We start from the raw sequence: 15,652 nt of genomic DNA on the forward strand, positions 1-15,652 counted from the left end.
GGTGGGGCCCCCACCGGTGGACGGTCCCGGGCAGGCGGCCGGCCAGGCAGAGGAGCGCCCCCGCCAGGCCGGCCAGCGACAGCACCTCACTCATGGCCACCGTCGCTGCAGCAGCGCGAGGCCGCGGCGGTCCGGGGGACGTCCAGCGTGGGGTTGCGATCGAAAAAGCCGACGGGCTTCAGTTTGAAGCCGGTGTAGTCGACCGGCATGATCGGCCAGTCCTCCAGCCGGGGGGCGTGGGTGAGACCGAAGGTGTGCCAGACGACCAGGGACCGTCCGTCGATGTCCCGGTCGGCCGCGGCGTAGGCGGGCAATCCGGCACCGCCGGGGTGCTGGTTGACGAAGTCGCCGGCGGGGTACCGCTCGGCAGGGTCGTAGGCGGTCACCCACAGATGCTTCGTGGCGAAAGCGGCCCGCGAGGCGATCGATGACTCGGGATCGGCGAGCAGCGACGGCTTGCCTTCGGGATGCAGCACGTAACCGACGGGCTTGCCCAGGACGTTGAGCGAGTGAGGATTCGTGATATGCCACACCCGGTCGACCGACATGTCTGTGGTGCGCTGCGCCCCGCTCTCCCGGGTCAGGGGCGTGCGGCGGTACGTGAAGGCGTTGCCGCGGGGGTTCTCCGGTCCCATCGGGACGCGTACGACGTCGACCTCCTCGACCCGGTTGGTCGTTCCGTCGAGCGCCATGTCCAGGCGGGCGCAGAACAGGTGCTGATGATAGGGGGCCCCCAGTCCGGGGGCGATCTCGGTGGCGTAGGGATAGTCCCCTCCCGGATGCGCCGAGGTGAAGACGACGCCGGTTGCCTTGGCCTCGAATTCGACGGTGCCATCGAGGTAGAGGTACCAGAAGAAGCCGTAGTCGTAGTTGCCGATGGTGGTGAAGAAGGAGAGCACCATACGCCGCTGGCGGCGGGTCTCGTTCGATTGCGCCCACAGGTCGGTGTGCTTCCACAGGACGCCATAGTCCTCTTCGTGCAAACACACGGCGTTGGGCAGGGTGCGCGGGTGGCCCAACTCGTCGGCGATGACCGCGTCGAGGTACGTGATGTCGCCGAGACAGTCGCATCCGAGTCGCAGGGCGTTGGCCGAGCGGCCGATCAGGTACTCCCCCGTATCGAAGTAGTTCTGCCACGAGCGCACGGGGGAGGGGTCGGCATAGGGCACGACCATCTCGGCGATCGAGGCGCGGTGGATGATCGGGCGGTTGCGGCCCTTGTCCCGGTCATGGAAGGCAAGCTGGTGCAGAACCAGGCCCTCCCGAGCGTCGAAGCCGATGCGCAGCGACCAGTTCTCCCACGTGAGGAGGTTGCCCTGGAGGGTGAAGCTGGGGCCTTCGGGCTGGGTGATCTCGATGGGTTTCTGCGTGGTGCGGGCGGAGCCGGTGACCTCGGGGTCGTCGAAGTTCCCGGAGCCGGTGGGCACCGGGACCGGGCCGAGGTCGACGACCCGGTCGACGGTGCGGTTGAGGACGTCGACGTATCCGACCAATCCGTCGACGGGACGGGCCCAGGCGTGGTCCGTGTCGTGTTCCTGGACGAAGGCCAGCCCGCGCAGGATGCGGCGCCCTGCCTCCTCCGGGTACTCATCGGCATAGACTCCGGCAGAGAGAGGGGCGACCCGCACCCGTGCCACTTCCAGGCCCCGGCTCTTCAGTGCGGCGAGCCACCGAGCGTCCTGGGCCAGGATCTCTTCGACGAGGTCGAACTCCTCTTCCAAAACCGGAAGTTGGCCGTCCTTCGCGGCGTCCAGCGTACGGCGTGCGACGATGTCCCGCCGGCTCAGGGAGACGACGAGGTCCTGACCAGGCGCCCGGCCCGAGGTGTCGTGCAGCTGGACTCGCACCCGCCGGTCCACGGGGTCACCGTCCACACAGGCGAGCAGGACGTTTTTAGTGGGTTCTTCGAGGCCCACGTAGACGAAACGTGAGGTGTCGGACAGCACTCCGGCCCGGTCCAGCACCGAGCGGACAGCGGTGATCTCATCTGCGGTAAGAGGGGTCAAGGGGTGTACCGCGGTGGTCATGTGTCCCTCCAGGGGTGCTTTTTCTACGTCGGTAGAAGAAAAAAAGTGGACGATCGGGGTGCTTCCTGGTCCGGAAGCACCCCTCGCGAGGACGTCGCCGCTCAGACGGAGGCAGGCACGCCTTATACGGGTCTTAGGGCCGGTTGTCGGCGGCGTCCCGTGTGGTCCGCGCCGGGTAAGGCCGAGGATGACTCCGCCGAGCGCGGGGCACGGTGTGGGCCGGGTCCCTCGCCTCTCTCGCCGAGGGCCAGGACAGTGAAGGGCAGCCGCACCCTGGGGCGTGTCTCGCCAGCCTGGTGCTGAGTACTGTGCGCTCGTTGCGCACGAAAAAGGTGCGGTGGGGTGCACTCGAAGTCACCGTTGCATGCACGGCATCCTCCGGACAGGTGGAGTGATGCAACATTCAAGAAATTCACGGCGGGCTCACGGGAGCTATCGTCAGCGGAAGACCTCTACCGGGTGGAGCGCAGCATGCGGACGATCATCACCACTGAGTCAGTGGCCCAGGCAGATCGGTTCGACCACTGGGTGTATGAGATGTCCCAGGTATTCGCCGGTCTCGACACCCGGCCCGTGTCCAAGGGCCCGTTCCAGGGGATCGCTGCGCGCGGCTCGGTCGGCTCGGTGCAACTGAACTCCATCAGCGCGGGGCCTCTGCGAGTCCGTCGCACCGCACGGCTGTGCGCCCAGTACGAGGAGGACTACTACAAGGTCGCCCTCCAGATATCGGGCACCTCGGTGGTGGAGCAGGGCGGCGCACAGACGGCGCTGGGTCCCGGGGACATCGCTATCTGCGATGCGGCGCGTCCGTATTCCTTCACGTACGTCGGCGACTTTCGCACTGTGATCCTGCTGCTCCCGCGGCCCCTGCTGCCCCTGCGCCCCGAGGCCGTGTCGGAGGTCACTGCACATCGGATCTCAACCGACGAGGGGGTCGGCGCGGTGGTGGCCCCCTTCCTGCAGTCGCTGGGCGAGCAGGATCGCGATTTCGTGGGGCCGGCGGCCCACAGTCTCATGGACGGCACGGTGTCCCTGCTCACCGCCCTGGTCATGGAGCGCCTGGACCGGGCCGCGCCGCACGACGCGATGATGCTCCGCATCCGGGCCTACATCGAGCACCGGCTCGCCGATCCGGAGCTCTCGCCGGACACGATCGCCGAGGCCCACGGCATCTCGCGGCGGTATCTGTTCAAGCTGTTCGCCGCCGAGGGCACAACCGTCGCCGGCTGGATCCGGACCCGACGCCTGGAGCACTGCGCCCGCGATCTGGCGAACTCAGATGCAGCCGACCAGCCCATCGGCATGGTCGCGACCCGTTGGGGACTGCTGGACCACCGGCACTTCAGCCGGGTATTCAAGTCCGTGTACGGCGAAACGCCGAGGGAGTTCCGGCGCCGGGCTTTGGTCGACGTCACCGGAGAGTGAGCCCTTCGGTCACATCAGCGGACCCGCCTGGCCGTGAGTCATGCGTGCCGGGATAACGGTGCCACTGCGGCCAGGTCCCGGAGCGCGTACGGGGAGCAGCGCTGAGAACGCGTCCTGGCGGCCGTCCCCGCTGGCCCGGCGTGAGGCATGCGGACTGATGTGGTCCGCTCCGCTACACCACTTCGCGGGACTTGACCCGGCTGCGCTCTGTGCACGTTCACTCACGCCGCGGGGCAGAACCTCGTCCTTTGTACCCACTGTCACCGCAGATCAGGTCGGACACAGCTGAGTCATCCACGTTTCCCTCTTGACGACGGCGTTCCGCCATCGCAAGCTTAGTGCGATTAACGCACTTCATTGTGCACATAGCGCACTCACTGGGAGCCCGCCCCATGCCCGATCCCCTCACCGACGAGTCCACCTGCCCCACAGCGACCAGGAACGGAGCCCAGGCGCTTATCGAGACCGCCTCCGCCGGAGGCGTCGAAGTGTGCTTCGCCAACCCCGGAACGACGGAGATGCCGTTGGTGACCGCGCTCGACAAAGTGCCCGCCATCCGTCCGGTACTGGGGTTGTTCGAGGGGGTGTGCACCGGGGCGGCGGACGGCTACGCCCGCATCGCCGGCAAGCCCGCCATGACCCTTCTCCACCTGGGGCCGGGCTTCGCCAACGGCATCGCGAACCTGCACAACGCCCGGCGGGCCCACTCGCCGGTCCTCAACGTCGTGGGTGATCATGCCAGTTGGCACCTCCCCTACGACGCTCCGCTGACAAGCGACATCCAATCGCTGGCAACCCCGGTGTCCGGCTGGGTCGGTACCGTGGAATCGGCCGCGCACACAAGCCGGGCGACCGTCGAGGCCCTCGCGGCCGCGCGGACGCCCCCCGGCTGTGGTGCCACACTGATCGTCCCGGCCGACTTCCAGCAGGAGACGTTCGGCGAGCCGCTGACCGCCGTACCGCCGCCCCCCGGTCCCGGCCGTGTTGTTCCGGCCACGGTGGATGGGATCGCCGAGAAAGTTCGCCGGAGCAAGCACACGGTGGTGCTGCTCGGGGCGGGTGGGCTGACCGAGCGGGGACAGCGTGCGGCTCAGCGAATCGCGCGAGCGACCGGCGCCACCCTGTACAGCGAGACGTTCCCGGCGGCGGCCGAGCGTGGGGGCGGCCTTCCAGACCTCGACCGGCTGCCATACTTCCCGGAAGCCGCGATCAAGGCGCTGGCCGATGCAGAAACGGTGGTGCTCGCCGGGGCCCTGGAACCGGTCGCCTACTTCGGATACTCAAATATGCCCAGCTTGCTGGCGCCACCTGGCACGGTCCGGGTGCTCGCCGAGCCGGGTGAGGACGCCGCTCAGGCGTTGGAGGAGCTGGCCACCGCGCTCGGCGCGCCGCTCGCGTCGTCGGACCGCCGACCGGACCTGCCGGATCGTTCCTTGCCCACTGGCCGGCTCGATCCTGCCGCGATCGGCCGGATCGTCGCGACCCTGCTACCCGACAACGCGATTGTCTCCGTCGAGGGTGGCACCTGTGGCTACCCCTTCTTCACCGCCTCGGCGCACGCCGCCCGGCACACCACTTTGACGAACACCGGCGGTGCGATCGGCCAGGGGCTGCCCGCAGCTTTGGGGGCGGCGGTCGCAGCCCCCGACCGCCGGGTGATCGCCCTGCAATCGGACGGCAGCGCCCAATACACAATCCAGGCCCTGTGGACCATGGCACGCGAGCAGGTCTCCGTGGTCACGCTCATCGCCTCCAACCGCCGGTACGGCATCCTGCGCACGGAGCTGGGTCGGCACGGCGGCAGCGCCACGGGATCCGCGTCCGCCGCCCTGACAAGCCTGGACGACCCGGCCTTGGACTGGCCGGCGCTGGCCGCGGGGTACGGAGTCCCGGCCCAGCGTGCCGAGAGCGGCATCGAACTCATCGACGCACTGACCCGGGCCCTGGTCGAGGACGGCCCCCAGCTCATCGAGATGGTCCTGTGAAAGGAGACCCCGTGTCCCCCACGGTCCAGCACACACAGTCCGCGTACGACGCTCCCGGCGAGAAGGTGCGGCGTTTCCTGTCCTCACCGCGCGCAATGCTCATCGGTGGTGCCTGGGTTCCCGCTGTCTCCGGCCACGTCTTCGACTCCGTCGACCCGGCAACCGGCTCGGTCCTTACCCAGGTCCCAGACGGAGACGCCCAGGATGTCGATCGCGCCGTCACCGCCGCACGCCGCGCCTTCAACGACTCCAACTGGCGACGCATGTCCCCGATGGACCGCGGCCTGCTGCTGCATCGCATCGCCGACCTCATCGAGGCGCATGCCGATGAGTTGGCCCTGCTGGAGGCCCGTGACAACGGCAAGCCGGTCTCCGTGGCCCGTTCCGTGGATGTCGGCACCAGCATCAAGTTGTTCCGCTACTTCGCCGGCTGGCCCAGCAAGCTGGAGGGCAGCACCATCCCCGTCTCACCACGCGGTGGCCTGCGCGTGCTGAACTACACCACGCACCACCCGGTCGGCGTGGTCGGCCTGATCGTGCCGTGGAACTTCCCCATGTCCATGGCCTGTTGGAAGCTGGCCCCGGCCCTCGCCGCCGGCTGCACGATTGTGCTCAAGCCCGCCGAGGAGACCCCGCTGTCCACCCTGAGGCTGGCGGAAATCCTCAGCGAGGCCGGCGTACCAGACGGAGTGGTGAACGTGGTCACCGGTCGCGGTGCGACCACCGGAGCGGTCCTGGCCTCGCACGACGGCGTCGACAAGATCGCCTTCACCGGATCCACCGAGACCGGCCGCTTGGTCGTCCGTGCCGCGGCCGGCAACCTCAAGAAGGTCTCGCTCGAGCTCGGCGGGAAGTCACCGAACATCGTGCTGCCGGACGCCGATCCGGAAGCGGTCGCCGAGGCCGCCGCCGAGGCCATCTTCTTCAACCAAGGCCAGGTGTGCACCGCGGGATCGCGGCTCTACGTCCATGACGCGCTCTACGACGAGGTACTGGACGCCGTCTCCGCCCGTGCCGAGCAAATCGTGGTCGGACCGGGCAGCGACCCGGACAGCGAAATGGGGCCCCTGGTCTCGGCGCGGCACCACGCGCGAGTCACCGAATACGTCGAGGCCGGTCTGCGACAGGGCGCTCGGCTGACAGCTGGAGGAGGTCGGCCCGACCTGGACGCGGTCTACGCGGACGGATACTTCCTCCGGCCCACCGTCTTCGCCGACGCCGACCACGGCATGCGGATCGTGCGCGAGGAGATCTTCGGACCCGTGCTCGCCGCCATGCGCTGGAGTGATGTCGACGACCTCGTCGCCAAGGCGAACGATTCACCCTTCGGACTGTCGGCTGGCATATGGACCTCCGACCTGGGCCATGCCCACCGAATCGCCGACGAACTTCAGGCCGGCACGGTGTGGATCAACTGCTTCAACCTGACTGATCCCGCATCCCCCTTCGGTGGCTTCAAGCAGTCCGGCTGGGGGCGAGAGATGGGGCGCAAGGTGCTCGACCTCTACACCGAGGTCAAGAGCGTCTGGGTCAATCTCGACAGAGTTACCGGAGCTTAGGAGCAATCGTATGAACCTCGAACTCACCGGCCGGGTGGCCCTCGTCACTGGCGGCAGCCTGGGTATCGGCAAGGCCGTCGCACGCGAGCTGGCCAAGGAGGGCGCCGATGTGGTGATCACCGCCCGGCGGATGGCTCCGTTGGAAGAGGCCGCCAAGGACATCGAGGCGGAGACCGGCAAGCAAGTGCTGGCCTTGCCCTCGGACACCACCGACTCGGTGTCCGTGCGCAACATGGTGAACCATGCCGTCGCCGCTATGGGCCGCCTCGACATCCTCGTCAACGGCGCGGCAGCTCCTTCAGGTCTGGTGCGCAACTCCGTCGAGGAGGCCGACCCCGAGCTGCTGCTCCAGGACATCAACACGAAGGTCGTGGGCTACTTCCGGTGCGTGCAGGCCGTCACACGGCACATGAAACAGAACGGCTACGGTCGGATCATCAACATCGGCGGACTCACCGGCCGTTCCAGTCATGCCCTGTCCGGCATGCGCAACCTCGCCGTGGTTCACATGACCAAGGCCCTCTCCGACCAGCTCGGCCCGGACGGTATCACCGTCAACACGGTGCACCCTGGCGTGGTCGAGACCGAGCACATCCACGAGTTGTACGAGAAGGAGGCCGTCAAACGCGGCATCACCGCCGCCGAGGTCGAGGCCGACTACGCCGCCCGCACGCCGATCCGGCGCGTCCTGGAGGCCACCGAGATCGCCGAAATCATCTGCTTTCTCTCCTCGCCCCGGGCTGCGGCGATCACAGGGGAGTCGATCGGTATCGACGGCGGCCTGACCCGCGGCATCTTCCTCTGAACCACACACCCGCTCAACCCAACAGGAGCCACATCCATGGAAGGAACCATCCTCGTCGCCACCGCCGGGCAAGGGGTACTGCGCAGTTCCGATGACGGCCGCACCTGGCACCGCCTCGGGCTCGGCCAGGACATCGAGTTCGACGCTGTCGTCCGCTGCCTGGCGGTCCACCCCGGTCGGCCGAACCTCGTCTATGCGGGCGCCGACGCGGGGCTCGTCCGCAGCGTGGACGCCGGCGCGACCTGGACCCGCGTCGACTCCCCCATGAACGACCAGACGATCTGGTCCCTGGCCGTCGACCCGAACGATCCCGACTTCATCATCGCCGGCACCGGCGCACCCTCGCGGGCGGCGGTGTTCCGCACCGGTAACGGCGGCACCGACTGGAACCGACTGCCCCCGGAGATACCGGAGTTCTGCTCCGGCGTCAGCAAGCCCCGCATCCTCACCGCCACTGTCGACCGGTATGACCCCAAGAACCTGTGGTTCGGCATCGAGGAAGGTGGGTTGTGGCGCAGCGGAAACCGCGGTGACGCATGGACCCGTGTCGACGGCACACCCGCGAGCCTCCCCGACGGTGTCACCAACTCCGACATCCACTGCGTCGTCGTGCTCGAGGGCCCGCCCAAGACGATCGTCGTCGTGGTCGTCAACGCGCTGTTCGTCAGCCAGGACGACGGCGCGACCTGGACCCGCACGGACACACGCAAGCAGTGGGGTATCTACTACACCCGCCTCGTGCAGCAGATCCCGGGCACCAACGAACTCCTACTCGGCATCGGCGATGCCACCCCCGGCACCACCACGAAGATCTTCCGTTCCACCGACCTGGCCAGGACCTGGCAAGAGTCGTCTCTCGACGTGCCCGCAAACTCCACCGTGTGGGCCTTCGGTGTCCACCCTGCCGACCCCGATCTCGCCTTCGCGGGCACCAAGTACGGGCACCTCTTCCGCTCAACCGACGCCGGTCGTACCTGGATCAAGGAATGGCGCGAGTTCAGTGAGATCACGGACGTCGCCTGGACCCCCGCCGTTGCTCCGGCCCCGGAAGGACACTGATGAGCGCCAACCCACACGATGTCAGGGCCCAAGGTGTTGACCCGGACGAGCGGACACTGGAGGAACATCAGGAGCCGACGCCGCTCCTCGACGAAGCGTCCCGCAGCATCCACCCCCGGGTCATCCGCACCCACCTGTCGTTGTTCGTCCGTGACCCCGAGGCCTCGGCCGTCTGGTACCAGGACGTGCTCGGCATGGAAGTCACCGCGCGCGGCCCTCAGTGGGTCTTCCTGTCCTTCGGCAAGAAGCACCACGACATCGCGCTCATCCGCGCCGACGAGGGCGCGGCATCGGGCGGGGTCGGCCTCCAGCACTACGGGCTGGAGGTCGCCGGCGACCTCGACGAGTGGCGCCGCCTGTACGGAATGCTCCTCACCAAGGGCGTGCCCGTCGTCAAGACCACCGACCACAAGGTCGGCTTCGGCCTGTACTTCACCGACCCGGACGGCAACCGTTTCGAGTTCTTCCACGAGACCGTCACCGACGACGAGGAAGGCAAGCGGATTCTCGGCCTCTACGGAGCTCCCAGCGAACCGCTCGACGTCGAACCCCTGCAAAACTGACCGTTTCCCGCCGCCTTCCAGCAATTGGAGCACTCCATGCCCGACCCGAACTTCGCCGGATACCACATCCGCAAGTGGTACACCCAGATCGAGGACACCCTCGCCAACGAAACCGGAACGCTCGCGGACGGTGAACCGGTTCGGAAGATCGTCATCGCCGCCGCCGTCCACAACCCGTACGCCGGCCGGTTCAGCGAGAACCTGGACTTGATCATCGCCGACTCGCCCAAGCTCGGCGAGGAGTTCGGCCGACGGATCACCGAAGTCGCAGCGGGACGGCCGATCGAGAGCTACGGCAAGGCCTGCCTCGTCGGCACCAACGGCGAGTACGAACACGGAAACGCGTTCCTCACCGCCGTCTTCGCACACCCGGTGCGCGACGCCGTCGGCGGAGGCAAGTCCTGGGTCCCCTCAACCGGCAAGCGGGGGGCACCGGGCACGGCCATCGACGTACCACTGGCGCACAAGGATGCGCTGTACGTCCGCTCGCACTACGACACGGTCACCTTGACCTTCACGGACACCCCGGACCCGGACGAGGTCGTCGTCATTTTCGCCTTCGCCACACGTGGCCGGCTGCACGCGCGGCTGGGCGGGATCAAGGCCGACGAGATCCAGGGGCAGGACGGGCTGCACTGACATGACCGACGGCATCACCGGCGCCGACCGCTTCACCACGCTGAACGGTCTGCGCGCCCACTACGTCGAGTGGGGCGAACCGAGCGATCCGGCCATCGTCATGCTGCACGGCCTGCGCAGCTATGCACGTACCTTCGACTCGCTGGCCGCCCATCTGGCGAGGCGCCACCGAGTCGTGGCCCTGGACGCTCGCGGCCGCGGCGACAGCGCCTGGGACCCGAACGGGGACTACTACACCCCGGCATACGTCAGCGACCTCGAACAGTTCGCCGACCGGCTCAGGCTGGACCGCTTCGTTCTTCTAGGTCATTCCATGGGCGGCGCCACCGCATACGTATATGCGGCCCGCCACCCCGAGCGCGTCAAGGCAGCGATCATCGAAGACATCGGTCCGGGCTCGTCGCTCACGGGGGCCGGCGCCGAGCGCATCCGACGCGAGGTGGCCGACACTCCGAACGAGTTCCCCTCCCTGGACGCGGCACGCGCGTACTGGCGAAGTATCCGGCCCGGCATCACCACCGAAGCACTGGAATCCCGTCTCCGCCACACTTTGCGGCCGGGCACCTACGGCCGACAGCTCTGGAAGTTCGATATCGCCGGCATCGCCGCTGCGCGTCTCAACCGCGACCCGGCCCGCCAAGTCGACCTCTGGCCCAGCGTCGAGGCTGTGCGCTGCCCAACCTTGGTCGTCCGCGGCAGTACCTCCGACTTCCTCCCCGCCGCCACCGCCTTCGAGATGAGCGCACGCAACCCTCTCATCCAGACGGTGGAAATCCCGGGCGCCGGCCATTACGTCCACGACGACGCGTCCGACGCCTTCCGTCACACGATCGAACTGTTCCTTGCCAGCCTGGAGACCGCCGCATGAGCGCATCCACCGAAATCCGCACACAGGTGGCGATCGTCGGTGCCGGACCGTGCGGCACCACAGTCGCCAACTACCTGGGGCTGTACGGGATCGAGACCCTGCTCATCGACCGCAGCACCGACATCGTCGAATACCCCCGCGCCGTTGGCATGGACGACGAGAGCCTGCGCAGCTTCCAGGGCATCGGCCTTGCCGACGACATGCTTGCCGACATGCTCCAGAACATCCCGCTGAAGATGTTCGGGGCGGACGGCCGCTGCTTTGCCCATATCCGGCCCTCCACCCGGGAGTTCGGCTGGCCACGGCGCAACATGTTCATGCAGCAGCTCGCTGAGGGCACGTTGCGCAAAGGGCTTGAACGCTACCCGCAGGTGCGCCCACTCTATGGGCACGAACTCGTTCGGCTGGAGCAGGACGGCAACGAAGTACGCCTGCATGTCACGGGGCCCGACGGCGAGAAGGTGCTCGTCCGCGCCGAGTACGTGGTCGCCGCCGATGGGGGACGCAGTACGATCCGCACCCAGTTGGGCATCCCCTTGGTCGGCGACACCCACCCGCGCAAGTGGGTAGTGATCGAGTGCGACAACGACCCGCTGGACGCCCCCTACACCGGTCTGCACTGCGACCCGAAACGGCCATACGTCTGTCTGGACCTGCCCTACAACCACCGCCGTTGGGAGTTCATGCTCTTCCCCGGTGAGGACGCCGAGGGCATGATCCAGCCGGACGGAGTGCGCGAGCTGCTCACCGGCCACGTGCCGGACCCGGCTGCCCTCAACATCATCCGAGCCAGGGTCTACACCCATCACTCCCGTGTGGCGAGCCGCTTCGTGGAGGGCCGGATATGCCTCGTAGGAGACGCCGCCCATCTCATGCCGCCATGGGCCGGCCAGGGCCTTAACACCGGGATCCGCGACGCCACCAACGTGGCCTGGAAACTGGCCGCCGCGGTCACCGGACGCGCACACCCCCGAATCCTCTCCACCTACGACACCGAGCGACGCGAGCACGCCCGAGCAATGGTGGACCTGTCCGATACCTTGGGCAAGGTTCTGTCCCCGACGAACAGCTGGCTGGCGCGCACTCGCGACGCCCTGCTGCACAGCCTCACCGTCGCGCCCCCCGTACGCGACTGGCTCCTGCAGATGCGCTTCAAGCCGATGCCCCTGTACCGCCAGGGAATCGTACTGCACCACGGGCAGAAGGACGCGCAGAAGACCTCGGTGGGACGCATGCTGATCCAGCCGAAGGTCGAGGCCGCCGACGGGCAGACCGCCCTGCTGGACGAGACGCTTGGCAAGTGGTTCGCACTCGTCGGCTACGGCACCGACCCGCTCGTCCATCTCGACCCTGGTTCCCGTGCCTTTTGGGACAGCATCGGCACGCACTACGTGAGCGTGGTGGAATCCCGCTCCGGCCGCGCATCCGGCCAGCGTCTCGACTCCGGCACCGACACGCTGGTGGTGGAGGACATCGACGGCTCGCTCCGCGACTGGTTCGCGCAGCAGCCGGGCACGGTCGCCGTGATCCGCCCCGACCGTTACGTGGCAGCGGTGACCGAGCCCCTCGGGCTCACCTCTGCCACGGCCGACCTGGAACGGTTGCTCGCCCCCCGCATGCGAGGTGCGTCGTGATCGTCGAGGAACGCGAGTACCTGCTCAAGCCGGGCGCGACAGCCCGGTACACCCGCCTCTGGGCGCAGTTCGGCCGCGAACCGCAGACCCGCATCCTCGGTGATCTGCTCGGCTTCTACACAACGGAGACCGGCGAGCTCAACACGCTGATCTACCTCTGGCGCTACGACAGTCACGAGGACCGGGCGCGAAAACGTGCCGAACTCGCCTCCGACGCTGACTTCGCCGTTTTCCGCAGCCAGGTCAGGGACCTGCTCGTCCGCCAGTCGAGCCGCATCCTCACACCGGCACTACCGACCTGAATCACCTCATTCCCCGGTCAGAGCCGTGGCCGCCGTGGTGACAGCCCCTGCGGCCACGGCGTCCAGGCAGACTGCCATCTGACGTGGAAGAAGCCGGGAGAATGACCGAGTCGATCGCGCACCGCGACCAGTCCAGCTCCCCGCGCGAGCCAAGCTCGTCCAGTACCCGACGGTCCAGCTTCGCCCAGACCCGGGCGGCACTCCACTCGGTGAAACGTCGGTGCGCGGTCGGCCCCGACGGACCGAAGACCGGCGGCAACCGCCACCACGTGCAGCCGGAGGTGGCGACGATGCCCTCGCCCGGCCGGGTGGCCGAAAGGCGTTTGAAGGCGATCGTGGTCTCTGCATGCAGGGTGTCCCCGACGATCACGGGGGCGTTGAGCCCGACGTTGTCCCAGCCGAGGTTGGCGACGGCCTTCTGACTGATGGTCTTCACCGTCATTCCGCTCACGATCCCGAAGGTCACCAGGCTGGAGACGAGTGGCTTCTTGAACGGGGTACCGGACGCGTAGACGTCATCGATGTGCAGCGGATGCTGGTTGAGGCAGAGCAGTGAACTCCAGATGTCGTCCGTGGCGGTGATCGTGCGGCCGGGCTGGTGCTCAGAGACGTGGCCGACGACGTAGTCCTCATAGGACAGGCCGTCGTCCTCACGGGCGTCCAGGTTCCGGTTCGACGTAGGAGGCCGGGGCCGCGCCGGTCATCAGATGCTCTCCTTCGTTCCGGCCAGACCGGAGAGGCATCCGCCAGCCTCCAGCTTGGCGCTGCTGCGCTGTATGGAGGACAGGACCGCCCGCACGGCGGCCACTTGAGGCGTGTCGGCAAGGCCGACGCCTCAGACCGGGCGGTCTTCCACGTGCAGCAGGGCGTAGCAGGCGTACGCGGTACCCGAGGCGGGTATCCGCGCCCCGAGCACCCCAGAACTCACCGTACGACTCGCTTCTTCCAGTGGCCGTACTCGTGGAGCGGATCTCCATTCAGGCACCAAGGCCACACCGTGGCCACTCGTCCCGTCATGCGGAACACCTTCGCAGCATCCGGGAGCCGACCCGCCTGCACCAGGGCGTAGGCCAGGGCATTGAGATCGGCCAGGGCCGCTGCATAACGCAGAAACCCGGGTTCTGTCCAACGAGCCAGGGCTTGATCCACAACTCTTGCGGCGCCGAATTGAGTCCACCAATGTCGGGTCAGCAGCGCGTTGAGGCCGCCACGCGACACATTGCGACGGTGGCACTCGATGGTCGCGACGAGCTCCACACCAGTGGCCGGCGCGTCCGCGGGCATATGCAAGCGCGAAACCTCGGCGAAGTCGAGCATCTTCGCAGAAGATCCGCACTCCTCGGGCGAGAGGTAACCGAGCATCTGCAAATGCGCTTTGCGATTCCAGGGGTCCCTGGCTGTCGCCTCTTTCCAGATGGCGAACACGTCACGTGACTCACGGCGCAGCTGCCGCAGAATACCGAGCAAAGCTATCCAGGGGACCGGGTCATACGGCCGCAGTTCCGCAATCCGATAACAGGCGTCGATGGCGGAGCGGGCTTCCACACCGGCCGGGCCGATACGCTCGCGTGCAAGAGTCACCCACATCTGAAAGGTCAAGGCGACGGGATTGTGTGGCTGCCGAGTCACCCATGACTCCGCCAGCTGCGTATGTGCCACCACGTCAGCGAGAACCGAAATCCGATGTGTCCGCCGATCCCAGTCATTTCCTGCCTCGCTTAGGACGCGCTCGATCTGGGTCGCCCGAAAATCCACCACCGGTACACCTGGGCTGGGCGGAGATTCCAACAACCTGCGCACCTTGCCAAGCGGCTCGTCGTCGAGTTCGGGAAGCAGGCTTGGCCCGGACCTTCCCCAGCTTCCGAAGATTGCCATGGAAAGATCTTAGAGGACGGAAAATTCGGGGCGAGTTATCGGAAGTGATCGTTACTTCTTCGTAGCTGAGTGATACACAGCCCGTAGCCGCAGTCGGGCGCACGAATTCCGAGTTCCTGACCGAAAGAGCCGGGAGCGGTGTCAGCTTTGAGAACATCGAAACCGTCCCGGTCGTCCTCCCTGATCGCCCGTGCTCCGGATGGAGCGCGGTATGCCACCCGCTCACCCCTGGCCGGCGGCCTCCGCTCTGGCCGATACGAGCAATGTCGAGAATCGCGCCAGCCGGGCACCCTGGAAACGGGCGCAGTTCAGGGTGGTTTCGTCGGGCGGCGTCGAGGGGAATCCGGCTGGCCACGATGTCCCGTAGGGGTTTCCGCCTGCGGCATACACAATGTCATCCGTGTAGCCAAGCGGAACGATGACGGCTCCCCAGTGGTAGAAGACGTTGTTCAACGACAGGATCGTCGACTCCTGGCCTCCGTGCTGCTCAGCGGACGACACGAAGGCCGTCACCGGCTTGTCCGCCAGTTTGCCCTCCTGCCACAGACTGCCGGCCGAGTCGATGAACTGCTTGAGCTGTGCCGCCGGTGCCCCATAGCGCGTGGGCGTTCCGAACGCGTATCCGTCTGCCCATTCGAGATCGTCGAGCGTTGCCGCGTTGACGACAGAGTCGGTGTCCGCACGATGCTGGGCCCATGCAGGATTGGAGACTACGGCTTCGGCGGGCGCGAGTTCGGCTACCCTTCGGAGTCGGACTTCGGCACCCGCGGATTCTGCTCCTTCCGCAACCGCCTCCGCGAGACGGTAGACAGATCCGGTAGCGCTGTAGTAGGCGACCAACACTCGTGTCGGCATGAAAACTCCTTCTCGATGAGCACTGCTTGACAACGGGGAAGGCGTCGACTGCCCTC

The 15,652-nt window shown here is 67.2% G+C and carries 13 protein-coding genes and 2 pseudogenes; 10 read left to right on the forward strand and 5 right to left on the reverse strand.

Translation table 11 applies throughout. The annotated features are described in order from the left end of the window. Nucleotides 1–86: 86 nt before the first annotated feature. The gene (locus HUT19_RS16070) at nucleotides 87–2,027 is read right to left on the reverse strand and encodes a primary-amine oxidase (protein WP_176181146.1); all 1,941 of its coding nucleotides are present in this window, start codon (nucleotides 2,025–2,027) and stop codon (nucleotides 87–89) included. A gap of 471 nt (nucleotides 2,028–2,498) precedes the next feature. Between HUT19_RS16070 and HUT19_RS16075 the strand changes: the two genes are divergently transcribed. The 10 genes from HUT19_RS16075 to HUT19_RS16120 all read left to right on the forward strand — a co-directional run bounded on the left by HUT19_RS16075 (nucleotide 2,499) and on the right by HUT19_RS16120 (nucleotide 12,866). After that, the gene (locus tag HUT19_RS16075; RefSeq protein WP_176181147.1) at nucleotides 2,499–3,452 is read left to right on the forward strand and encodes a helix-turn-helix domain-containing protein; all 954 of its coding nucleotides are present in this window, start codon (nucleotides 2,499–2,501) and stop codon (nucleotides 3,450–3,452) included. Between the two features lie 392 nt (nucleotides 3,453–3,844). Continuing rightward, nucleotides 3,845–5,437, forward strand: coding sequence for an acetolactate synthase large subunit (locus tag HUT19_RS16080; RefSeq protein ID WP_176181148.1), 1,593 nt, complete (start codon nucleotides 3,845–3,847; stop codon nucleotides 5,435–5,437). Between the two features lie 11 nt (nucleotides 5,438–5,448). Next, a complete protein-coding gene (locus tag HUT19_RS16085) occupies nucleotides 5,449–6,996 on the forward strand; it encodes an aldehyde dehydrogenase (RefSeq protein ID WP_303331909.1) in 1,548 nt (515 codons plus the stop codon). Nucleotides 6,997–7,006: 10 nt separating this feature from the next. Beyond that, entirely contained in the window at nucleotides 7,007–7,801 is a 795-nt protein-coding gene (locus tag HUT19_RS16090; protein WP_176181149.1) for an SDR family NAD(P)-dependent oxidoreductase, read from the forward strand. A 36-nt stretch (nucleotides 7,802–7,837) separates the two neighbouring features. After that, nucleotides 7,838–8,860: a glycosyl hydrolase gene (locus tag HUT19_RS16095; protein ID WP_176181150.1), complete on the forward strand. Its 1,023-nt coding sequence runs from the start codon at nucleotides 7,838–7,840 to the stop codon at nucleotides 8,858–8,860. Then, a complete protein-coding gene (locus tag HUT19_RS16100) occupies nucleotides 8,860–9,423 on the forward strand; it encodes a VOC family protein (protein ID WP_176181151.1) in 564 nt (187 codons plus the stop codon). The genes HUT19_RS16095 and HUT19_RS16100 overlap by 1 nt, the downstream gene beginning before the upstream one ends. Before the next feature lie 36 nt (nucleotides 9,424–9,459). Further along, on the forward strand, nucleotides 9,460–10,062 hold the full coding sequence (locus HUT19_RS16105) for an amino acid synthesis family protein (RefSeq protein WP_176181152.1): 603 nt from the start codon (nucleotides 9,460–9,462) through the stop codon (nucleotides 10,060–10,062). A gap of 1 nt (nucleotide 10,063) precedes the next feature. Beyond that, nucleotides 10,064–10,930, forward strand: a complete 867-nt coding sequence (locus HUT19_RS16110) for an alpha/beta fold hydrolase (RefSeq protein ID WP_176181153.1) — start codon at nucleotides 10,064–10,066, stop codon at nucleotides 10,928–10,930. Further along, the gene (locus HUT19_RS16115; RefSeq protein ID WP_176181154.1) at nucleotides 10,927–12,564 is read left to right on the forward strand and encodes a bifunctional 3-(3-hydroxy-phenyl)propionate/3-hydroxycinnamic acid hydroxylase; all 1,638 of its coding nucleotides are present in this window, start codon (nucleotides 10,927–10,929) and stop codon (nucleotides 12,562–12,564) included. Before HUT19_RS16110 ends, HUT19_RS16115 begins: the two co-directional genes overlap by 4 nt. Next, entirely contained in the window at nucleotides 12,561–12,866 is a 306-nt protein-coding gene (locus tag HUT19_RS16120; protein WP_176181155.1) for an NIPSNAP family protein, read from the forward strand. The genes HUT19_RS16115 and HUT19_RS16120 overlap by 4 nt, the downstream gene beginning before the upstream one ends. A gap of 91 nt (nucleotides 12,867–12,957) precedes the next feature. On the opposite strand, the pseudogene HUT19_RS43040 reads toward HUT19_RS16120, so the two are convergent. The 4 genes and pseudogenes from HUT19_RS43040 to wrbA all read right to left on the reverse strand — a co-directional run. Continuing rightward, nucleotides 12,958–13,155 (reverse strand): annotated as a pseudogene (locus HUT19_RS43040) (IS5/IS1182 family transposase); the annotation flags it as partial. 54 nt (nucleotides 13,156–13,209) lie between these two features. Then, nucleotides 13,210–13,530 (reverse strand): annotated as a pseudogene (locus HUT19_RS44285) (MaoC family dehydratase); the annotation flags it as partial. 260 nt (nucleotides 13,531–13,790) lie between these two features. Next, on the reverse strand, nucleotides 13,791–14,741 hold the full coding sequence (locus tag HUT19_RS16130) for a hypothetical protein (protein ID WP_176181156.1): 951 nt from the start codon (nucleotides 14,739–14,741) through the stop codon (nucleotides 13,791–13,793). A 222-nt stretch (nucleotides 14,742–14,963) separates the two neighbouring features. Beyond that, complete coding sequence (gene wrbA, locus HUT19_RS16135) at nucleotides 14,964–15,596, reverse strand: NAD(P)H:quinone oxidoreductase (protein WP_176181157.1); 633 nt, start codon at nucleotides 15,594–15,596, stop codon at nucleotides 14,964–14,966. Between the last annotated feature and the right edge of the window lie 56 nt (nucleotides 15,597–15,652).

The organism is Streptomyces sp. NA02950, assembly GCF_013364155.1.
Taxonomy (GTDB): domain Bacteria; phylum Actinomycetota; class Actinomycetes; order Streptomycetales; family Streptomycetaceae; genus Streptomyces.